We start from the raw sequence: 21789 nt of genomic DNA, 5'->3' as shown, positions 1-21789 counted from the left end.
TCGACGCGAATACCGTTGCTTTACAACGCAATCCGATCCATTAGCCACGGTACGTCGCGGCTTTGGTGGGCCACCTCCGGATCGAGGGCCGTTGCGGCTCGGGTACGTCGTCGTCCCATCGGCGCCGCCCCACCGCGGCGGCAGCCTCCTCACCGGTCTCGGACCGCTCTCGCAGCCACGCCAGCGGTTTCGGCGCCCACCAGGTCCACCGGCCGAGCAGATGGATGGCCGCGGGCACCAGGACCATCCGCACGAGCGTGGCGTCGGCCAGCACGGCGAGTGTCAGGCCGAGACCGAGCATTCGCATGAACGACACGTGCGCGGGGATCAACGCGGCGAACGAGATCGACATCACCAGCGCCGCGGTGGTGACGACGCGACCGATGCCGGCGATGCCCAGGGCCGTGCTTTCGTCGGTGGCGGCGCGCGCCTCCGCGGCCGTCGGCGGTGTCTCCTGAATCGCTTGCGACGCCAGCCAGTATTCGTGGATCCGCGAGACGAGGAACACCTCGTAATCCATCGCCAGCCCGAAGGCGATACAGAACAACAGCACCGGGATGTTGGCGTTCAAAGTCCCGTTGGGCGTGGTCCCCAGCGCGCCCAAATTGCCGTCCTGGAAGATCCACACCATGGCCCCGAATGCGGCCGTGAGCGACAGCAGGTTGCACACCAGCGCCTGCAGCGGCAGCACCGCGCTGCCAGTCAGCAGGAACAACAGCGTGAAGGTGATGAGGGCGATCAGACCGAACACGATGGGCAGCCGCTTGGTGATCGCGCCGACGCTGTCGCGGTTGATCTGGGCCAGCCCGGTCATCTGCACCGAGCGTCCCGCCGGGCCGGCGACCTTGTGCAGTTGGTCCAGCTGCGTGTTCGAGGCTTGCGAATAGAGGGGCGCGGTGCTGGTCACGGTGAAGAACGCGCTGCCGTTGGCGGCGCCGGCGGGCGCGGCCGGCGGGCCGGCCCGGTTCCCGGCGATGAACGTCCCCGTCGGCGCGCTGACCGCTGACACGTCGCGCACGCGCGACAGCTCGGCGGCATAGCGGTCCAGGTCGGCGGGGCCCGCACCGCGGGCGTCGGGTACCACGACGGTGACCCCGGTCCCCATTCCGTTGCCGAAATCGTTGTCCAGCATGTCGGCGACCTGACGGGCCGACGCCGACGGCGGCAGCACGCGCTCGTCGGGAAAGCCCCACTTCACGCCCAGGAACGGAACCCCCAGCAGCAGCATCAGCGCAACGACGCTCAGCCCGACCGGCAGGGCGTGGCGCAACACGAACCTCGTCGACCGATACCAGAACTGCTGCTCGAGCGGCTTGTGCGCATGATCGCGGAACGACCGTTGCCCGTGCAGGACGCGATGCAGCACCCGGCGGCCGTCCAGCGAATCCAGCCGGGAGCCCAGCAGCGCGATCGCCGCCGGGGTGACCACAACGGAAGCGATCGCCACTATCGCCGCGGTGGCCACGATGGTGTACGCCGACGACTTCAAGAACGACATCGGGAACACCGCCATCACCGCCATCGACCCGCCCACGGTGGTGGCGGAGAACAGCACCGTCCGCCCCGCGGTGGCCATGGTCCGCACCAACGCCCGCTCCCGGTCGCCGCTGCGCGCCAGCTCCTCACGGAAACGACTGATGATCAGCAGGTTGTAGTCGATCGCCAGGGCAAGTCCCATCGCGATGCTCAGGTCCAGCGCATACGTCGACACATCGGTCGCGAAGGTGATCAGCCGCAACACCGACATGGTGCAGACGATGGCGAGGGCGCCCAGCACAATCGGCAGCGCCGCCGCGACCACGCCGCCCAACACCCAGACCAGCACCGCGAAGCTCAGCGGGATCGCGATCGACTCCATCAACAGCAGGTCGCGCTCGTTCTGATCGTTGATCTGCGCATACGCCACGGCCATGCCCCCGGCGCGGACTGTCACACCGTCGCGGTCGTGCACCAATTCGTCGGTGAGCCGGCTGGCGTACTTCTGGGCGTCGTTCTCCCCGCCCTTCAGGCCGGCCACCACCATCCCCGACTTCTGGTCCTTGCTGACCAGCTGGGCGGCGGCCTGCGGTGCAGACGTCCACGCCGAGGACACGTTCAGCACCCACGGCGATCGTCGCAGGTGGTCGACGATGTCGGTGCCGACCTGGCGCGCCTGATTGCTTTGGACACCTGCCGGGGCGGTCACCACGATGAGCATCTGCTGATCGGTTTGATTGAACTTGTCACGAAGCACGTTGGTCGCCTGCGCGGACTCAGAAGTCGGGTCCTGAAAGCCCCCGCCCGACAGGCTGTTGATGACCGGAATACCGAAGACCGCGGCCCCAACCAGCACCAAAGCGGCGAGCGCGAGGATGCGGCGCGGTGCGGCGATGGCGAGGCGGGTCAGTGCATGCAGCATCCTCGGTCCCTTCATCGCTAATCCCCGGCCGTACCCCCTATACCCGAACGATGCCGACTAACCCACCCGCTGCGCCGATTGCCCGTACCGACCGGACCGCCGGCGACGTTTGGCAATCCAGCACTCGGGTATCGAACGAAAGGGGCGCATCCAGTGAGCCATTCGCTGTGCGAGCGCCGTTCTGGCTGGGCGATAAGCGGATTGGATGACGATGAACGCGACGGACAACGCCATCAAGACGAGACATCCCACGGAACAGGATCTGCCGGCGATATTCGCGAATCAGGCTCGCACTTTCGGCGATCCCATTGACCAGCGCGATATCGAAGCGTGGAAACGCCGCGTCGACGTCGACAACATGCTGGTCGCCGAGGACTTCTCCGATCCGCAACGGTCATTCTTGGTCGGGTCGTCCATCATCTACCCCACGCAGCTGACGGTGCCGGGCGGCGCCAGGTTACGAGCCGCATGGTTGACGATGATCGCCGTCGCGTCAACGCATCAGGGCAAGGGAGTGTGGGGGCAGCTCAGCGCACAGGGGCTGGGGATTCTCATCGAGCGCGGCTATCCGATCGTCTTCGGGGCGCCGACCCAGACCGCGATGTACGACGGCTTCGGTGCGGGTGTCGCGAGCTACCTCCGCAGCTACTCCGTCGACCGCCGCTTCGCGAAGCTGCGAGACAAACCGAGCGAGATGCGGGCTCGCGAGATCGGCCCTGACGAAGCGAAAAGCCTTGTGCCGGAAATCTACCAACGCTGGTGCGACACGACGTCTGGCGCCGTCGACCGCGACGACGCTTGGTGGGCAGACTATTTGGAGGACCGGCCGACGCAGCGCGGAAACGGAACCGCGTTGAACTACACCATCCATCCGGACGGCTTCCTGACATACCGCGTGGTCGGCGACTCGAACCACGGCTACCGACCGCCGTTGGGGACGGTGGTCGTCGAGGACTTCTGCCCCATCACCGACGAGGCTCACACCGAGCTGCTTCAGACATTGTTGGTCTTGGAGATGTTCGACACGGTTGAGATCGACGTGCCGGTCGATGATCCGCTGCCGCTCAAGCTCACCGACCCCCGGGCCGCGGAAACCACCGGCGTGAACGACTTCCTCTGGGTGCGGATCAACGACGTGGCCGAGGTGCTCGGTACCCGGGCCTACGCCGCCGACATCGAGATCGCGCTGGAAGCCGACGACCCGCTGGGCCTGGCCGGCGGCCGTTTCCTGCTACAGGCGCGCGACGGCGTCGGAAAGTGCACGCCGCATGACGGGCCCGTCGACGTCAAGATCGGTCTTGCCGATCTGGCCACGATCTACATGGGCGCGCACAGCGCCTCTGAACTCCTCCGGGCGGGCCGGATCACGGAACTGCGGCCGGGTGCGATACCCGATCTGGATGCCGCCTTCAGCACCGACCGGGCACCGTTCTGCGGAACGCTGTTCTGAGTACGCTGCGCCGCAGGTCATTTCGTCGGTCGAGGGCACCGGAGCGTCCAGGCGGGGCCTACCATCCCCTCGGCGGCTATGATGGAAGGGATTCTGGGGATTTCACGCCGCGGCAGGACGCCTGTTATTGTCGCGTACGCGGTCTCGACCGCCGAAAGCGCCGTTAGCTCAGTTGGTAGAGCAGCTGACTCTTAATCAGCGGGTCCGGGGTTCGAAACCCTGACGGCGCACCACAGACGTCTTCGAGCTCGTGCCGCTCCTCACCAGCATCGATGCATCTGCGCGGCACCGGGTCGGTCGGACGTGCATGCCCCTCCCTCTGGCAGGTGCCGACGGCCGGGTGCTCGTCTATGAGGCCTCCGGAGCAGCACTTGAGCCGGTCGCGGTCGCAGAGCCGGCCGGCTCAGGCCAGGTCAACGGCAGCGACCTGAGCGCAAAGCTCTTCGAAGGGAACTTGATCTCCGGGATGTACCCGTGCGGCGCTTCGAAGTCGGGGATCTGCTTCAGCCACTCGTCGACAACGATCGTCAGCTCGATTCGTGCCAAATGTGATCCTATGCAGCGGTGCGGCCCGCCCCCGAATCCCCAGTGTCGGTGCACCTTTCCGTCCATGACCAATTCGTCCGTCGAAGCCTCGTCGCTGCCGTCGCGGTTGATCGCCGCTGTGCACAGCCCCACGGGCGTGCCAGGAGGGAGTGTCATCCCGCCCACGTTGACGAAGGCGGTTGTAACCCGCGCCGCCAGCGGGGCTGCGGGCTCCAGTCGGACGATCTCTTCAATGAAGAACTTGACCCGCTCCGGTTGGTTACGAAGCTCTCTGCGCAGCTGCGGCCGGCGCGCCAATTCGAACAACGAGAACCCGATCGCCGCGGACACGGTGTCCAAACCGGACAAAACCAGCAGGAGGCTCATGCCGATTAGCTCGAGATCACTCAGTTCGCCCGGTCCGGTCATCACCTGCGACAGCAGGTCCGATCCCGGGTTCCGCCGGCGATGCTGAATGGTTTCGGTGAAATACGTCAAGAGCTCGTTCCCCCCAGACTTGCCGTCCACGGCCGTGTCTTTCCACCCGATCACGCGATCCCGGTCTTCCAGCGGCAGCCCGTAAAGATCTATGAACACCTGGTACGGGTAGAGGCGCGCGAAGTCGGCCATCGCCTCGCACCCACCACGGCCAGCGAGGCCAGCGATCATGTCAACGGCGTGGCGCTCCATCACGGGCCGGAACTTGGTCAGGGCGTGCGGGCTGAAGTGCGGTTGCAAAATTTTGCGGTAGCGGGTGTGCTCGGGAGGGTCGAACGCCGACGGCAGCACCGGCACGGGGCAGCCCGGAGGTTGAAGCGCCAAATGCGCCGAGAAGAGGTTGGGTTGGCATAAGGCTGCCAGCACGTCTTCGCGACGGGTCAGGTAATAGGTGCCGTTCATGTACACGACCGGCCCCGCGTCCCGCAACACCTTCCATCCGACGCCCCGGTCAGCGGCCATCGGCAACGTCGAATGTTCCAGCCGCGGTAGGTGGAATTGTTCTGGCCGGTTTACATCAAGTGCGCTACTCGAGTGGATACATCCTGAAATGCGCTCTGTTGCAGACGAATTCATTGTGAACCTTCCTGGCGCACGGGAGAGGGCTGAGTTGCGCCTAAAGACATGACGTTTTCTAAGGAGGGGAGGCCGGCGAAATGGCGGCGCTCAGGGCGTCGCAATGGTTGACCGAACGGCGGAAGCCGCTACACCTGCGGGTGATTCAGCACGACCCCGCAGATCTCATGTGGTGCTTCGCCGCGTCGAAGCCGCGGCGTCACGGCAAGTCGGTGGGCGCGTTGGTATCACCGGCCTAGCCAGGCGCACGAAGGCCCAGAGCCAAGCCCTCAGGATCGGCTGATGCAGAACCTGGTCAAGAGGTCTCGGCCGCCGGGAACGACCGTCGGCGCCACCCGCTGTGCGCAGCAGGCGGGATACCGTGGCGCGGCAGGAGAAGTCAGCGGAGCCAGCCGGCCAGACTCCGGTGAGATGGACGGCCAACTGGCCGGTCGGTCTCGCGTCATCCACATGCTGTGGAACGGCTTTTTGTCCGTTGGTGTGGAGCCGGGCGATAGGCCATGGTCCCGACGGCTGATGATTGGGGCCGCAGCAGGCTGGACCTGGCCGACATGCGTTTGGGGACTGTGGGTTTCGTGTGTCCATGCCGCCGGCTCGGGAAGCGAACCCGCCGCTAGTTGGGGACGCAGGCACGATCCCGCGATCAAGGCAGTGAACAAGCTCAGCGCTGTGACGGCTGCGACGATCGACTGCCTTCGTCGAGTCTTCAGAGCGCTCGCATGCCCCACAGTGGCAGGACTGTACAAGACCAGACTTGAGCGCTAGCCACCAGTGAGCTGTGAAAACGATCAAAGTCCGGTGTTTGTTGCCTTCTTGATTGTTCGATTTGCCGGTAGCTCATAACCACTTCAGCCGGCGTCGTTTGCCACCCGCTCGGCAGCCGGGATGCACAGGAACACAGCAGAGCTGGCCGACGGGTTCACCGCAACAAGCTTGTGCGCATACACATTCGGCCGACTGACGTTGTTTCTCACGCGGTGCGTCAAGGAACCAATGTCCTTGGCATCAGCTGCGCTGCACGCGATTTAGGCGACGCCGCACGGGCTACGCAACACCGCCGCAAAGCAACGACCGGCGATTCGGAGGATGGAGGACACAGATCAACGGCCGGTCTAGGGTGACCGAAGAAATTGCCGACGGCGTATCCCCACGCGGTAGCTGTCGCTCAGGTACTTTTTTTGCTGGAAACGAGCCGCGTCCAAGGAGCCGCAAATGGGGTTCATCCAGCCGAATCTGCCCATCGTCGACATGGCCGAATGGAGCAAGCAGAGCCGCGCCCAGCGGATCTTGCCGATGGTGCGCCACATCGCCGAGAACGGCTTCGGCACCCCGCTGGTGATGCATGTGATGTACGGCGTGAAGATCGCGCTGTACATCCTGGGCGGCTGGGTGTTCGGGTGGTGCACGACGGGCATCGGCAGCTTCACCGGCGTCGCCGCCTGGTGGTCGGAACCGATCGTGTTCGAGAAGGCCGTGCTGTACACGATGCTGTTCGAAGTCATCGGCCTGGGATGCTGCTTCGGACCACTGGCCGGCCGCTACTTCCCGCCGATGGGATCGATTCTGTACTGGCTGCGGCCGGGCACCATTCGGTTGCCGCCGTGGCCCGATCGGGTGCCGATGACCAAGGGCAGCGTCCGCAGCCCGGTCGACGCGGCGCTCTACGGCGCCCTGCTGGTGTTGCTCGCCATCGCGCTGGTGTCCGACGGCACCGGCCCAATCCCCGCGCTGCACACCGAGATTGGTGTGCTGGCGCCCTGGCACACCGTCGCGATCCTGGCGGTGCTGGCCGTCGTCGGGCTGCGCGACAAGGTGATCTTCCTGGCCGCTCGCGGCGAGGTCTACGCGCCGCTGGCGCTGGTGTTCCTGTTCGCCGGTGCGGACTCCATCATCGGGGCCAAGGTGGTCTTCATGGTGATCTGGCTGGGGGCCGCCACGTCAAAACTCAACCGGCACTTCCCGTTCGTGATCTCGACGATGCTGGCGAACAACCCATTCATCCCCTCCGGCCCGCTGAAGCGGTCGATGTTCAAGCGCTATCCGGACGACCTGCGACCCAGCGCATTAGCGGGTTTCATCGCCCACTTCTCCACCGCCGTGGAGGGCCTGGTGCCGCTGGCGCTGCTGTTCTCCCACGGCGGCTGGCCGACGGCCGTCGCCGCGTTCGTGATGATCGTCTTCCACCTGAACATCCTGCTGGCCTTCCCGATGGGTGTCCCCCTGGAGTGGAACGTGTTCATGATCTTCGGGGTGTTGTCGCTGTTCGTCGCGCATGCCCGCCTCGGCCTGGCTGACCTGGCCAACCCCGTGCCGGTGGCGATCCTGTTCGTGGTCATCGCCGGGATCGTCGTCGTCGGAAACCTCTACCCGCGCAAGGTGTCCTTTCTGCCCGGCATGCGGTACTACGCGGGCAACTGGGACACCACCGTGTGGTGCGTCAAGCCCTCATGCGACGAAAAGTTCCGGACGGGCGCCCGCGCGCTCGGACCGATGCAACACCTGCAGCTCGAGCGCCTCTACGGCTCCAAAGAGGCCACCCTGGTTCCGCTGCACCTCGCCATGGCGTTTCGGGGGATGAACACCCACGGGCGCGCGCTGTTCACGCTGGTGCACCGCGCGCTGGCCGGATTCGACGAGGACGACTACAACCTCTGCGAGGGCGAGGTGCTGTGCTCGATGGTGCTCGGGTGGAACTTCGGCGACGGGCACATGCACAACGAATGCCTCATCGAGGCGCTCCAGGAGCGCTGCAAATTCCAGCCCGGCGACGTGCGGGTGGTGATTCTCGACGCGCAGCCCATCCACATCCAGCGACAGGAATACCGGCTGGTCGACGCGGCGACCGGCGAGTTCGAGCGCGGCTATGTCGACGTCGACGACATGGTCACGACGCAGCCCTGGGCCGACGACATTCCGGTGCACGTGCAAAGCGGCACGGGCGCCGGCATGGCGTGACGAGTCAGCGGTTGCGCACCCGGTGCACCACCACCACGACCACGAGGACACCGACGCCGGCCAGAGTCACCGTCACCGCCGGCTTCTTGACGAACTCGATCGCCTTCGCCTTCAGGTCGTCGGCGAGGCGGCGCGGGTTGGCCCGCACGGCGAGTGTGTCGACGGTGGCCGCCAGCTGGTCGCGGGCGACGTCGATGTCGCGCTTGATGGCCTCGGGGTCCCGGTCCGCCACGTGTCTGTCCTCCCAGTCGGCCTGATGCACCTGACGCACTACCCTAGATCAGCTGGTGATAACCCCCACGCTCCGGTGAACAGAAAGGGGCCCAGAAATTGGCCGAGACCACGCGGCTTGCGCCGGGCGACAAAGCGCCCTCGTTCAGCCTGCCCGATGCCGACGGCAACAAGGTGTCGCTGGCCGACTACAAGGGGCGTCGCGTCATCGTGTACTTCTACCCGGCGGCCTCGACGCCCGGCTGCACCAAGCAGGCCTGCGACTTCCGCGACAACCTGCACGAACTCAGCGACGCCGGTCTGGAGGTCGTCGGCATCTCCCCCGACAAGCCGGAGAAACTCGCGAAGTTCCGCGACGCGGAAAAGCTGACGTTCCCGTTGCTGTCGGATCCCGACCGCAAGGTGCTGACGGCCTGGGGCGCCTACGGCGAGAAGCAGATGTACGGCAAGACCGTGCAGGGCGTGATCCGTTCGACCTTCGTGGTCGACGAGAAGGGCAAGATCGCCGTCGCGCAGTACAACGTCAAGGCCACCGGCCACGTCGCCAAACTGCGCCGCGACCTTTCCGTCTGAACCGCCAGCGTTACTCGGTTACGCGGCGCACTGTGCCAGGCCGGCTTCACCCGTGCCCGTCGTGGTCTTGGTGTCCTTCACCGACCCGTTGACGGTGATCGTGCAGGTCGTCTTTTGACCGGTTGGGTTCGCCGCGACGGTCAGGACCGCCGGGGAACTGGTGTCCTTGCTGGTGAACGAAAGAGACCAGGGCACGGGCTGATTGGTGACAATCTGCATTTGGCCCGTCGCGTCTATGTAGGACACCGCCGCCAACGGGGCGTCCGAGGTCACGGTGTACACGACCGCATCGCCCGGCGCGGCGACCGCACCCGGTGCGGTCATCAGCGACGCTGAGACCACTAGTGCGGAGACCGCGGAAAACTGCGCCTTCATCAGTTGCTCCCTTCTGCCCCCGCTGACCCGTACTTTGCACTCGTCGTGGCCTCCCGGCAACTTCACACCACGGCAGCCCCGAGCCCAATACGAAGGTTGGGATCGGTAGCCGCAAGCGAACGTCAAGAATTTCGCAAGTGATTCGCCGTAGCGTACGGCGCGATCGGCAGCAAAGGATTCTGGAATGAATACACCACTCGGGCGGATCATCGCGACGGCGATGATTTCTGGCGCCGTAGTGGCGGCCACCATGGGCTTGGCCGCGCCCGCCCAAGCTACGCCGTCCTACTGGCATTACTGCCCCGGCCAGAAATGGGGATACACGGTTCCGATACCGCCCGGCTTCGACCTGAGTGTTTGTCATTGGTTTGCGGTGACCACTGACAGCACCCCGTCGGGCCCGGTGTATCACTTCCGGGAAGCTGACCCGTCCGAGGTGCCCCCACCGTCACCCGGCTTCCCCTGGCCGTAACGGTCAGGCCGACGCCGGTGATCAGGGACGACCATTGCACTCTGCGCGGGCCGAGGCGGATCATTTAGCCGTGGACGCGGACGACCCCGAGCAATACATTCGCGACCTTGAGCACGGCTCGGGCAGGTCGCCGGGCGCGCCGCAGCCGTTCGAGGCGTCCAGCGCCGGACAGTTCGGCGGCCCAGGCAATTTCGGCGACCTGGCGAAACTCGCGAATACGCCGCGAGGAAAGTTGATCCTCGGGATGTGCGCGGTCGTGGCGGCGGTGGCGGTCGCATTTTTCTTGAGTCACGCCGGCACCACCGTGCAGGGGAATCTGGTGATGATCAATAGCGGCGCCAAGGACACGATCGACTGCAACAACGGCGACCTGAAGCTGGACGGCGACAACAACACCTACACCGTCACCGGCCACTGCGAACGGCTCGAGATCTTCGGCAGCGGGAACCACGTGGCCGCCGACAGCGCCGACACCATCGACGTTTTCGGCGACGACAACGCGGTGACCTACCACTCGGGCTCACCGAAGATCGAAAAGACGGGAAACAACAACGCCGTAGCCCAGCGACGGTGAAGCGGTTCGTCCGTAGGGGCCGTCGTCAAGCCAGGTTGGCCAGCAGCAGCGCCTCGGCTATGGCGGCGCGTTCCAGCACACCCAGGTGCAAACTCTCGTTGATGCTGTGCGCCTGGGTGCCGGGATCCTCGACGCCGGTGACCAGGATCTTGGCTTGTGGGAACGCGTCGGCGAACTCGGCGATGAACGGGATCGAGCCGCCCATGCCCATGTCGATGGGCTCGGTCCCCCACGCCTGCCGGAACGCAGCCCGCGCCGCGTCGTACACCGGGCCGCTGGCCTCGATGGCGTAGGGCTCGCCGATGTCGCCGCGGGTGATGTTGACCCGCGCGCCCCACGGAACATGTTTTTGCAGATGCGACGTCAACGCGTCCAGGTGCGCCTCGCCGTCGCCGCCCGGCGCGACCCGCATGCTGATCTTGGCGCGGGCCCGCGGAATCAGCGTGTTCGACGCCTTCTCGATGGGCGTGGTGTCGATGCCGATCACGGTGATCGCGGGCTTGGCCCACAGCCGCTGGGGCGCCGAACCCGAGCCGATCTCGGACACCCCGTCCAGCAGCCCGGAATCGGCGCGGACCCGTTCGGGCGGGTAATCCACCGCGGCGGCGGCACTTTCGTGCAGGCCGGCTACGGCCACGTTGCCGTCGTCGTCGTGCAGGCTCGCCAGCAGCCGCACCAGCACGCTCAGCGCATCGGGGACCACGCCGCCCCAAATACCGGAGTGCAGGCCGTGATCGAGCGTGGCTACCTCGACGACGCAGTCGACCAGGCCACGCAGCGAAACCGTGAGCGCAGGAATGTCGGTGCTCCAATTGTCCGAGTCGGCGATGACGATCACGTCGGCGGCCAGCGCGTCGCGGTGAGCAGCCAGCAAGCGGCCCAACGACGGCGAGCCGGATTCCTCTTCACCCTCGACGAAGACGGTCACACCGACCGGCGGTTGACCGCCGTGCGCCCGGAACGCCGCCAAATGCGTTGCAATGCCGGCCTTGTCGTCGGCGCTGCCGCGGCCGTAGAGCCGCCCGTGGCGTTCGGTGGGCTCGAAGGGCGGCGACGCCCACTGGCCGGCATCGCCTTCGGGCTGCACGTCGTGGTGGGCATACAGCAGCACGGTCGGCGCGCCCGGCGGTGCGGGATGCCGTGCGATGACCGCGGGGGCGCCGTCCTCGCTGACGATCCGCACATCACCAAATCCGGCCTGCGCCAACAGGTCCGCCACTGCCCGCGCGCTGCGGTGCACCTGGTCGCGCCGGGCCGGGTCGGCCCACACCGATTCGATGCGCACCAAGTCGTCGAGGTCGCGGCGCACCGACGGCAACACCTCGCGGACGCGTTCGACAAGATCGCTCATGGTCTCGAGGCTAGTCGGAGGTCGTCTCCAGGATCGCCACCGCGGCCGCAGTGTCCCCCTCGTGCGTCAGCGACACGTGAATCGTCACGTCGGCCAGATGTTTGGCGATGTCGCCACTCAACCGCACCCGGGGCCGCCCCCACATGTCGGTGACCACCTCGATGTCGCGGTGGATGTCCTCCGGCAGCACGGGCCGTTGCGCGAAGCGGGATCCCGACCAGGCCTTGATCACCGCCTCTTTCGCCGCCCACCGGGCCGCCAGGTGGCGCGCCGCGAACGAACTCTTGTCCGAGGCGTCTCGGCGCTCACCCGGCGTGAATGTCTCGGAGAAGACGGTTCCCGGCTGGTCGACCTGCTCGGCGAAATCAGGGATGGAGACGACGTCGATCCCCACACCGACAATTCCCATGGGTCGCCAGGCTAACGGACGGTCGAAGACGTCATCCGGCCGAGACCTCGTACGCCTCGCCGTCACCCAGCCGCGACGCCGGGTTCAGCAGCATCGCCGCCTCCTGGCGCTTCTCCGGTGCGTCGTGGTCGAAGCGACGACCCGACGGCCGCTCGTACATCGGCGCGCCGCCGGCGATGGCCGATGCCAACCGGCGCTGACCGGCCAGCAGCCGCGCCTCCGCACGCCGCTGGTAGTCGGCGCGCTGATCGGCGTCCAGCGAGGCGATGAACGCCTGCGGGTGCACCAGCGCCACGAGTCCGGAGACGTGGCCGAACCCGAGGCTGGTCAGCATCCCCGCCTTGAGCGGGAACTTCTCGCCGAGCCGCAGCGTCTCGCGCACCCAGACGAAGTGGGCCGACCCGGCCAGTTCGTCGTCGACACAATCCAGGCTGCGGTTGGGTGGGATCACCCCGTCGCGCAACATCTGGCACAGGCCCATCATCTGGAATACCGCGGCGCCGCCCTTGGCGTGGCCGGTCAGGCTCTTCTGCGACACCACGAACAGCGGGGCGCCCTCGGAGCGGCCCAGCGAGTCCGCCAGCCGCTCGTGCAGCTCGGTCTCGTTGGGATCGTTGGCCAGTGTGGATGTGTCGTGCTTGGAGATCACGGCGATGTCGTCGGCGCCGACGCCGAGCTTGGCCAGCGAGCGTGCCAGCGCCGATTCCCTGCCGCCGCGGCCGGCGCCCAGGGCGCCCAGGCCCGGGGCCGGGATCGAGGTGTGCACGCCGTCGGCGAACGACTGCGCGTAGGCCACCACGGCCAGCACCGGCAGACCCATCTTGAGGGCCAGGTCGCCGCGGGCGAGCAGGATGGTGCCGCCGCCCTGCGCCTCGACGAACCCGAGCCGGCGCCGATCGTTGGGCCGGGAGAACTTCGAGTCCTCAATGCCGCGGCCGCGCATCATGGAGGTGTCGGCCGTGGCCGCCATGTCACCGAAGCCGATGATCGCTTCCAGCGTCAGGTCGTCGAAACCACCGGCCACCACCAGTTCGGCCTTGCCGAGGCGGATCTTGTCGACGCCCTCCTCGACCGACACCGCCGCGGTCGCGCACGCACCGACCGGGTGGATCATCGCGCCGTAACTGCCGACGTAGCTCTGAATGACGTGCGCGGCAACGACATTCGGCAGCACTTCCTGCAGGATGTCGTTCGGCTTGTTCCGGCCCAGCAGGTTGCCGTGATACATGGTCTGCATCGACGTCATGCCGCCCATGCCGGTGCCCTGGGTGCTGGCCACCAGGCCGGGGTGCACCCACCGCATCAACTCGGTCGGGGTGAATCCCGAAGACAAGAACGCGTCGACGGTCGCGACGATGTTCCACAGCGCCACCCGGTCGGTGGAGCTGGCCATGTCCTGGCTGATGCCGTACACGGTCGGGTCGAACCCGGTGGGGATTTGCGCCCCGACGACCCGCGACAGCTTCGTCTTGCGCGGCACGCGAATCTCGGTGCCCGCCTTGCGCGTGACCTGCCAATCGCTGGAATCGGGGACCGGCCGCACCACCGTGTGCTCGGGATCGAACTCGACGAACGCGCGAGCGTCGGCCTCCGACGACACGACAAAGGTGAAGTCCTTGTCCAGGAACACCGACACCAGCAACGGCGACGCGTGATCGGGGTCGATAGCGCCGTCATCGACGAACTCGCGAATGCCGACCCGCTCGACGACGGTGTCGTGGTAGCGCTCGACCAGCTCGGCTTCATCCACCAGGTCGCCGGATTCCGTGTCGTACCAACCCGGTTGGGGGTCGTCCTCCCAGCGGATCAGTCCGGTGGTCCAGGCCAGTTCCAGGACGCCGGCGGCGGAGAGTTCGTTGTCGACCTCCATCTCGAATCGGGTGCGCGACGAGCCGTACGGGCCGATCTCGGCGCCGCCGACGATCACCACCAGGTCGGCCGGGTCGACGTCCAGGTCGGCCCACTCCGGGGGTGGCGCCGGGGTGAAGCCGCGCGGCGGCGACGGCAGCGCGGCGATGGTGCCTTCGGCCGCCGCGTCGTCCGTGGCCTGCTCGCCCGACGTGGCCTGCTCGCGCGCCTTGGCGGCCAGTTCGGCCATGTCGAGGTTGGCCTCGGCGAGGCCGCCGGTCAGGTCCGCTTTGATCGGCGCGCCGGCCGCGGCGACCTTCGACTCGACGTCGCAGAGGTCCAGCAGCATGGCCGCCATCTCGTCGGTGGAGTAGGTGGTGACGCCGGCCTCCTCCACGGCCTCGACGATGGCGTCGTTGTGGCCCATCAACCCGGTGCCGCGGGTCCAGCCGATCAGCGCGTGCGCCAGGCTGACCCGGGCGGCCCAGGAGGTCTCGGCGTGCCAGCGGCTCACCAGTGCGTCCAGGGCCGACTTAGCCTCGCCGTACGCGCCGTCCCCGCCGAACATTCCGCGGTTGGGCGAACCGGGCAACACGACGTGCAGCCGCGACGCGATGTCGCGCTCGGCGCCGATCTTGGACAGCCCGCCGATCAACCGCTGCACCGCCCACAGCAGAACCTTCATCTCCATCTCGGAGCGCGACCCGGCCTCCGACAGGTCGCCCGCGACGCGAGGCGCCGCGAACGGGAACAGCAGCGTGGGAGTCTGCGCGTCCTTGATGTGAATGGATTGCGGCCCAAGGCTTTCGGTCTGCTCCGTGCCGATCCATTCGACCAGGGCATCGATATCGGAGTAGGACGCCATGTTGGCGGCGACGACCCAGAGCGCCGCACCGTATCGGGCGTGGTCGCGGTAAAGCCCGCGGTAGAAGGCCAGCCGCTCGTCGTCGAGCTTGGACGTCGTGGCGATGACGGTCGCGCCGCCGTCAAGCAGCCGCGCGACGACCGACGCCGCGATCGAACCCTTCGAAGCGCCTGTCACCACGGCAACTTCGTTGCTGTAGGGGCCGGGATCGGGGTTCTCGGCGCCGGCCGCGATCCGGCCGTACAGCGAGGCGTGAATCTGGCGACCGGCGGCCAGCGATTTGCCCTGCCACCAGGTGGCCTGGGTCGCGACGACATGGCCTGCGCCCTCGAACCTTTCGGACAGGCTCTTCCACTGGGCGTCGATGTCACCCTCGTCGGTCAGCCAGAGTTTGACCAGGTCCTCCCGGGCGCTGGCCCACCGGTCGTCGAACACGACGGCCTTCTTGGCGTCGAAAGCCGGCGCCACCAGGCGGGGCCAGTCCGCGCCGAGTTCGGCGGTGACCAGGTCGATGAGCTCGGCGTCGGTGGCCGCCGGCGCCGCACTGACCGGGTCGTCGTGGCCCAGCTGGCCCAGGATCAGGCGGGCCGCCGAAGCGAGCACCCCGTCGCGACCGGTGATCTGATCGGTGAATTCGCTCAACGCGGCCGCGTCGACGGTCGCGCCGCCGCCGCCACCCGATGATGGCAGCGCCACCGAGATGCCCCGGCGCGCGGCGACGGAGGTGACCGCGGCGTCGATGACCTTGTCGACCGAGGCGGCATCGGCCAGCGCACCCTCGTGCAGGTGGCCCATGGCGCCGCCGCGCACGCTGGTGCCCTCGCGGGTCCCCAGCGCCACTTCGACCGTGACGTGCTTGGCCCAACCGTCGCCGAGCTCCCACGTCTTCTTGACCCGCTCGGCGATGGCGCCGGGCCGCTTGCCCGAGGGTCCGAGCACCGTGCGCAGCTGGTCGTTGATCGCGTCGGAAAGCACTGGGCCGAAAGGCTTGTACGTGCGCGCGAGCTTGGTCACCTGCGACCGCAGGCCGGCCAGGTCGGCCTCGGCGGCGCCGTCGATGGCGCCCAGGTTCAACTCCGAACCGAGGTCCACCAGCAGCTGGTTGCGCCGCGACGACGCACCGTCGGTGATGGACTCGATGGAGTCCAGTTCCTCGATCTGGTCGATGCGCATCTTGGCCGACAGCGCGATCAACGCCAGGGTGGCGTCGGCGGCGTCGAACCCGATGTCGTCGGGACGGGGGCCCGACGACGCGGCAGCGGGTGCCGGTGCGGCCGGCGCGGCCTCCACGGAGGTCGCCCCCTCGGCCGCCTCGGCGGCCGGCTCGTCGGCGTCGGGCTCCGGCTCGGGGTCGGTGTCGGTGGCGAACAGCACCGCGGCGTCGCGCTCGGCGTTGAGCACTTCCACTGTGCTGTGGGCATATTCGGGAAGCTTGAGGGTGTTGGTGGCCAATCCGGCGACGGTCGGCGCTGACTTGACGCCGATCTCGACGAACCGCTCCACGCCCAGACCGCCCGCGGCCTCTTCGGTGAAGAGGAGATCCTGGGTCTCGATCCAGCGCACCGGGCTGGCGAACTGCCATGCCAGCAGCTCGATCAAGACGATGCGCGCCATGTCGTTGCGGCGCTCTGCCAGCCAGGTGTCGTAGTCGGCGAGGATCTCGTCGAGCGGCTCGGCGGGCACCAGGTCACGGATCTCCTGGATGAAATCGCGGCCCAAGGTGAACGGGCGTGGCACCAGGTTGGGAATGTAGCGCCCGATGATGACGTCGGGATTCTTGTCCCTCGGCATGACGCGCTCGAGCGAGCGGCGGAATTCGGCCACCCCGACGCGCAGCACCCGCGAGTGGAACGGCACGTCGATGCCGGGCACCAGGATGAAGGAACGCTTGCCGCCGGTTTGCTCGCGACGGCGCTCGACCTCGGCTTCCAGCTCTTCCAGACCGCGTACCGTGCCCGCGATCGCATACTGCGAACCACGCAGGTTGAAGTTCACGATCTCCAGGAATTCCCCGGTGCGGTCGGCGATTTCGGCGACGAACGCGGGCACCTCGTCATCCGGCAGGTCGATCTGCGACGGCCGGATCGCCGCCAGCCGGTAGTTGGAACGGCCCAGCTCGTCGCGCGGCACGATGTCATGCATCTTGGAGCCGCGGTGGAAAACCGTCTCCAGCAACGCTTCCAGTTCGTAGATGCCGGTGACGCAGGCCAGCGCGGTGTACTCCCCGACGGAGTGGCCGCAGGCAATGGCATCTTCGACGAACGCACCCTGCTCGCGCATCTCGGCGACCTGCGCCGCCGCCACGGTCGCCATCGCGACCTGGGTGAACTGCGTCAGGTACAGCACGCCCTCGGGATGGTTGTAGTGCACGCCGCTGGCGATGATGCTGGTCGGGTTGTCGCGCACCACGTGCAGCACCGAGAAGCCAAGCGTGTCGCGGGTGAACTTGTCGGCTTTGTCCCACACTTTGCGGGCGGCCTTGGACCGGGCGCGCACATCCATGCCCATGCCCTTGTGTTGAATCCCCTGGCCGGGGAAGGCATACACCGTGTGCGGGGAGGCCAGTCGGGCCGTCGCCGACATCACCAGGTCGGATCCTATGCGGGCGGAGACATCCAAAACCTCTGCGCCCTGGTCGATTCCGACGCGCTCGACGCGGAAGTCGACCTCGTCACCGGGGCGCACCATGCCGAGGAACCGCGCGGTCCAGCCGACCAGCCGGGCCGGCGGCCGGGCCTGTCCGTCGGTGGCGGTCACCGCGTGCTGCGCGGCCGCCGACAACCACATGCCGTGCACGATGGGCGATTCCAGGCCGGCCAGCAGGGCGGCGGCCCGGTCGGTGTGGATCGGGTTGTGGTCACCGGAGACCACGGCGAACGGTCGCATGTCGACCGGGGCGGTCAACCGGACGTCGCGGCGGCGGCGGCGCGGGGTGTCGGTCGCGTTTTCCGACACCGCGCCGCCGGCGCGCACCGGCTCGGTGAGTTCGGCCGCGCCCGTGCGGCCAAGGATGGCGAACCGCTCGTCGAGGGTGGCGATCGTGGCGCCGTGGGCGTCGGCGATCGTCACCGCGACGCGGACGACGCGGCCCACGTCCGTGTCGATAGCCGGCGAAGCCGTTGCGGTGACGGTCAATTCGGCCGCGGCCTTGGGCAGCGCGCCCATGACGTGGGCTGCGTGGTCGAGGTGGACCAGACTCAGCAGACCCTCCACGACCGGGACGCCGGCGTCGGTGACCGCCGAGCCGATCGCCGCGAAGACCGCGGGCCAGCACAGCCCGACCAGCGCGTCGGGCACGGTGGTGAGACCGGGCGCCAACGGCTCGCCGAAGGTGGCGGTGACCCCGGTGTGGTCGGCGACCCGCTCGGGGTCCCAGTCAACCGCCACGGTGGCGGTCCCGTCGACGACCGCGGGCAGGAATTCCGGCCCGTCGACTCCGGCGGCGATGGCCAGCACCGCGCGCATGGCGGTCGCGGCATCTTCGGTGGACACCACGGGAGTGCCACCGTCAATCGTGTTGGGAGGCAACGTGAACGGGATGTCGATCCAGATGCCCGACACCGGGACACTCAACACCACTCGGTCGCCGTCGACCTCAAGCCGCGCCCCGGTGAACGAGTGCGTGGCGCGACGGCTTTCGGGGCCGTCATGCACGAGCCAGTCGGCGGGGTCGGCGATTCGGTGGACCGGGTTGATCGCGGTGCGCCCCGCCCACTGCACGTCGGTGGCGTCGAGCACGACCGCGAGCGGCCCGGTCACGTCGGGGCGACCCAGCCGACGTGACGCGACGGGCCGGGGTTGCCCACCGGAGGACAACACCTCGTCAACGGCGGTCTGCTCGAAGCGGTCCAGCAATTCACCGACGGGCTCGTCCATGCGGGTGATGCCGGCCACGGCCGCGGTGCCCGGGATGATGCACACCTGGTCGGCGTCGTAGCGGGCATCGTGCGCCTGCCACAGCGAGTCACTGCGCCACCAGCGCCGCACGTCCTTGTCGATGACCGGCACGAAGTTGACCGGCTTACCCAGCGTCTTGCACAGGGTGACGAAGAATGGGACGTCGGCCGGGTGCAGCTGCACGGTCTCGGCGTCGGGGTATGCCGCAAGCAGCGTGGCGATGGCCTGCTGGGGACTTTCCAGTAGCGCGAGGTCATCGAACAGCGTCTCGATCGGGCCGAAGTCGTTGGCGTGCAAACGGGCTTCGGCGCGCTGCAGCATCTGCTGGAACCGGTCGCGCCAGGTGTCGGCCAGCCACGGGCTGCCCGGTGCGGCGGTGTCGGCGGTGGAGTTGCCCTCACCGATGGTCAGCTCGACGTAGCGCTGCAACCACTGCAAGTACGTCATGTCGGCGACATCGCCGAAGTACGGCTTGGCGGTGTTGGCCATCGCCGCGATGATCTCGTCGCGACGCTCGGCGACGGCCTCGGCGTCACCGGCGACCTCGTCGAGCAGCCGCCCGCAGCGCGAGGCGCTGTTGTCGATCTCGTGAATGTCGGCACCCAGCTGGCTGCGGCTGGAAGCCATGCCGCCCACGGCTTTTCCGGCGCCGACCCACTGTTCGGTCCCTTGCGTCTCGACCAGCATCCGCTTGACCGACGGCGACGTGGTGGCCTCCTTGGTCGCCATCGCCGCGGTGCCGACCAGGATGCCGTCGATCGGCATCAGGGGGAAGCCGTAGGCCTGCGCCCACCGCCCGGACAAGTACTCGGCCGCCCGCTCGGGCGTGCCGATGCCGCCGCCCACGCAGACGGTGATGTTGGGGCGCGACCGCAACTCCGAATACGTTGCCAGCAGCAAGTCGTCGAGGTCTTCCCACGAGTGGTGGCCACCGGCGCGGCCACCCTCGATGTGCATGATCACCGGCTTGGTGGGCACCTCGGTCGCGATGCGGATGACCGAGCGGATCTGTTCGACCGTGCCGGGCTTGAACACGACGTGGCTGATGCCGACGTCGTTCAATTCCTCGATGAGCTCGACGGCATCCTCGAGGTCCGGGATGCCGGCACTGATCACCAGACCGTCGATCGCCGCGCCGGACTGACGCGCCTTCTGCACCAAGCGTTTTCCGCCGACCTGCAGCTTCCACAGATACGGGTCGAGGAACAGCGCGTTGAACTGATACGTGCGGCCGGGCTCGAGCAGTGTGGCGAGCTCATCGACGCGACCGGCGAAGATCTCCTCGGTGACCTGCCCGCCGCCGGCGAGCTCGGCCCAGTGCCCGGCGTTGGCCGCGGCGGCGACGATCTTGGCGTCGACGGTGGTCGGGGTCATCCCCGCCAGCAGGATCGGCGAGCGTCCCGTCAACCGGGTGAACTTGGTCGAGAGCTTGACCCGGCCGTCGGGAAGGCGAACGACGGTGGGGGCGTAAGTGGACCAGGCCCGCGCCACCTCGGGGACGGCCCCGACGGTGAAGAGGTTGCGCTGCCCGCCGCGGGTCGCGGCGGGCACGATGCCGACACCCAGGCCGCGGATCACCGGCGCGGTGAGCCGGGTCAGGATGTCGCCGGGTCCGAGGTCGAGGATCCAGCGCGCACCGGCCTCGTGCACGCGGTTGATCTCCTCGACCCAGTCGACACGCCGCACCAGGATGGCTTCGGTCAGTTCACGGGCCAGCGCGACATCGAGTCCGACCTTTTCGGCCCAGCCGCCGACGATGTCGATGCCGTCGGCCAGCCGGGGGGTGTGGAAGCCGACCTCCACCTGCACCGGATCGAAGACCGGCGAGAAGACGTCCCCGCCGCGGAGCTTGTTCTTGCGGTCGGCCTCCTCCTTCTCCGAGATCTGCCGGCAGTAGAGCTCGAACCGGGACAGCTGCTCGGGTGTGCCGGTGATGACGACCGAGCGCCGGCCGTTGCGAATGGACAGCACCGGCGGCAGCACGGTGCGGACGTCTTGCGCGAACTCGTCGAGCAGCCGGCTGATGCGCTCGGGGTCGGCGTTGGTCACCGACACCATGGGCGGGCGGTCGCCGAGCACGGAGATGCCGCGCCTGCGGGCGACCAGCGTCCCGGCCGCGCCGATGAGCTGGGCCATTGCCAGCAGCTCTGCGTCGCGGGAGCCCGCGGCTTTGAGCGCCTCGACGGCGAGCACCCCTTGCGAGTGTCCGGCGACGGCCACCGGCGGGGTGGTTTTCAGGTCCATGCCTTGGCGGGCCAGCGCGCGCACGGCCGCGATCTGGGTGAGCAGTACGCCGGGGATGGACACCGCGGCGGACGTCAGGTGCTTGTCCGATGGGACCGGATCCTCGGCCGCCAGTGCGCGGACCCAGGAGAGCGGCTCGAAACCGATCGGACGCACCACCACCAGTTCTTTGGCGACGGGCTCGAGCAGCAGTTCCACCTCACCGGCCAGCGTTGCCAGGTCGGATTCGATGCCGGCCGACGACACCAGTTCTTCGAGGGTTTCCAGCCAGGCGCTGCCCTGGCCGCCGAACGCAACGGCGTACGGCTCGCCGGCCGTCAGTCGGTCGACCAGAGCATGGGCGGTGTGCGGTGCGTTTGGATCGCGCTCAGCGGACACCTCATCGTGCTCGTGGATCGTCACGTCTGTATCTCCCTCAATGCGTCATGTACGTCTTACGTATCAGTGCGTTCAGCCGGTCCGAAGGGGACAGGAACTCTAGAGAGTCCGTCGATTCCGCATCGAATCGCGACCGAAAATCCGTCTGACCGGTGTCTTGTCGGGTGGGC

Annotated in this window: 12 protein-coding genes and 1 tRNA gene; 6 read left to right on the top strand and 7 right to left on the bottom strand. The window is 67.6% G+C overall.

Annotation, left to right across the window (positions count from 1 at the left end; translation table 11 throughout):
* Positions 1-40: 40 nt before the first annotated feature.
* Positions 41-2398 (bottom strand): MMPL family transporter, encoded by a 2358-nt coding sequence (locus A5697_RS04565; protein ID WP_068008474.1) that lies wholly within the window; start codon positions 2396-2398, stop codon positions 41-43.
* A 211-nt stretch (positions 2399-2609) separates the two neighbouring features.
* Here A5697_RS04565 and A5697_RS04560 point away from each other — a divergent pair, with 211 nt between their 5' ends.
* Together A5697_RS04560 and A5697_RS04555 are read left to right on the top strand one after the other, a co-directional pair.
* Positions 2610-3848 carry a GNAT family N-acetyltransferase gene (locus tag A5697_RS04560; protein ID WP_068008393.1) on the top strand — a complete coding sequence of 413 codons (1239 nt, stop codon included), beginning with the start codon at positions 2610-2612 and terminating at the stop codon, positions 3846-3848.
* 157 nt (positions 3849-4005) lie between these two features.
* A tRNA-Lys gene (locus A5697_RS04555) sits at positions 4006-4081 on the top strand.
* A gap of 115 nt (positions 4082-4196) precedes the next feature.
* On the opposite strand, the gene A5697_RS04550 is transcribed toward A5697_RS04555, so the two are convergent.
* On the bottom strand, positions 4197-5333 hold the full coding sequence (locus A5697_RS04550; protein WP_068008388.1) for a cytochrome P450: 1137 nt from the start codon (positions 5331-5333) through the stop codon (positions 4197-4199).
* Between the two features lie 1326 nt (positions 5334-6659).
* Here A5697_RS04550 and A5697_RS04545 point away from each other — a divergent pair.
* Positions 6660-8402: a DUF3556 domain-containing protein gene (locus A5697_RS04545; RefSeq protein ID WP_068008386.1), complete on the top strand. Its 1743-nt coding sequence runs from the start codon at positions 6660-6662 to the stop codon at positions 8400-8402.
* 4 nt (positions 8403-8406) lie between these two features.
* Here A5697_RS04545 and A5697_RS04540 read toward each other — a convergent pair whose 3' ends face one another.
* Positions 8407-8634 carry a DUF3618 domain-containing protein gene (locus tag A5697_RS04540; protein WP_067947172.1) on the bottom strand — a complete coding sequence of 76 codons (228 nt, stop codon included), beginning with the start codon at positions 8632-8634 and terminating at the stop codon, positions 8407-8409.
* A 98-nt stretch (positions 8635-8732) separates the two neighbouring features.
* Here A5697_RS04540 and bcp point away from each other — a divergent pair, with 98 nt between their 5' ends.
* The gene (bcp, locus tag A5697_RS04535) at positions 8733-9206 is read left to right on the top strand and encodes a thioredoxin-dependent thiol peroxidase (protein ID WP_067947079.1); all 474 of its coding nucleotides are present in this window, start codon (positions 8733-8735) and stop codon (positions 9204-9206) included.
* A gap of 18 nt (positions 9207-9224) precedes the next feature.
* Here bcp and A5697_RS27970 read toward each other — a convergent pair whose 3' ends face one another.
* The gene (locus A5697_RS27970; protein ID WP_068008384.1) at positions 9225-9581 is read right to left on the bottom strand and encodes an MmpS family transport accessory protein; all 357 of its coding nucleotides are present in this window, start codon (positions 9579-9581) and stop codon (positions 9225-9227) included.
* A 184-nt stretch (positions 9582-9765) separates the two neighbouring features.
* On the opposite strand from A5697_RS27970, the gene A5697_RS27965 reads away from it, so the two are divergent.
* Both A5697_RS27965 and A5697_RS04525 read left to right on the top strand, forming a co-directional pair.
* On the top strand, positions 9766-10053 hold the full coding sequence (locus tag A5697_RS27965) for a hypothetical protein (RefSeq protein WP_068121218.1): 288 nt from the start codon (positions 9766-9768) through the stop codon (positions 10051-10053).
* Positions 10054-10123: 70 nt separating this feature from the next.
* Entirely contained in the window at positions 10124-10627 is a 504-nt protein-coding gene (locus tag A5697_RS04525) for a DUF3060 domain-containing protein (protein ID WP_068008382.1), read from the top strand.
* Positions 10628-10652: 25 nt separating this feature from the next.
* Here A5697_RS04525 and A5697_RS04520 read toward each other — a convergent pair whose 3' ends face one another.
* Genes A5697_RS04520 through A5697_RS04510 form a run of 3 tightly spaced genes read right to left on the bottom strand, consistent with a single transcriptional unit; the run spans position 10653 to position 21643 of the window.
* Complete coding sequence (locus tag A5697_RS04520; RefSeq protein ID WP_068008379.1) at positions 10653-11978, bottom strand: dipeptidase; 1326 nt, start codon at positions 11976-11978, stop codon at positions 10653-10655.
* Between the two features lie 10 nt (positions 11979-11988).
* The gene (locus tag A5697_RS04515) at positions 11989-12387 is read right to left on the bottom strand and encodes a holo-ACP synthase (RefSeq protein WP_067947088.1); all 399 of its coding nucleotides are present in this window, start codon (positions 12385-12387) and stop codon (positions 11989-11991) included.
* Between the two features lie 31 nt (positions 12388-12418).
* Positions 12419-21643 carry a type I polyketide synthase gene (locus A5697_RS04510; RefSeq protein WP_068008376.1) on the bottom strand — a complete coding sequence of 3075 codons (9225 nt, stop codon included), beginning with the start codon at positions 21641-21643 and terminating at the stop codon, positions 12419-12421.
* Between the last annotated feature and the right edge of the window lie 146 nt (positions 21644-21789).

It is taken from the genome of Mycobacterium sp. E3251, from assembly GCF_001666835.1.
Classification (GTDB): Bacteria; Actinomycetota; Actinomycetes; order Mycobacteriales; family Mycobacteriaceae; genus Mycobacterium.
Note: the sequence above shows the minus strand (reverse complement) of the source record. Positions and strands in the feature narration are given on the sequence as shown.

Bases quoted from the DNA above. Each gene is read 5' to 3' on its own strand.
- A5697_RS04565 (WP_068008474.1), bottom strand. From the start codon at position 2,398: ATGCTGCATGCACTGACCCGCCTCGCCATCGCCGCACCGCGCCGCATC.
- A5697_RS04560 (WP_068008393.1), top strand. From the start codon at position 2,610: ATGAACGCGACGGACAACGCCATCAAGACGAGACATCCCACGGAACAG.
- A5697_RS04550 (WP_068008388.1), bottom strand. From the start codon at position 5,333: ATGGCCGCTGACCGGGGCGTCGGATGGAAGGTGTTGCGGGACGCGGGG.
- A5697_RS04545 (WP_068008386.1), top strand. From the start codon at position 6,660: ATGGGGTTCATCCAGCCGAATCTGCCCATCGTCGACATGGCCGAATGG.
- A5697_RS27970 (WP_068008384.1), bottom strand. From the start codon at position 9,581: ATGAAGGCGCAGTTTTCCGCGGTCTCCGCACTAGTGGTCTCAGCGTCG.
- A5697_RS27965 (WP_068121218.1), top strand. From the start codon at position 9,766: ATGAATACACCACTCGGGCGGATCATCGCGACGGCGATGATTTCTGGC.
- A5697_RS04520 (WP_068008379.1), bottom strand. From the start codon at position 11,978: ATGAGCGATCTTGTCGAACGCGTCCGCGAGGTGTTGCCGTCGGTGCGC.
- A5697_RS04515 (WP_067947088.1), bottom strand. From the start codon at position 12,387: ATGGGAATTGTCGGTGTGGGGATCGACGTCGTCTCCATCCCTGATTTC.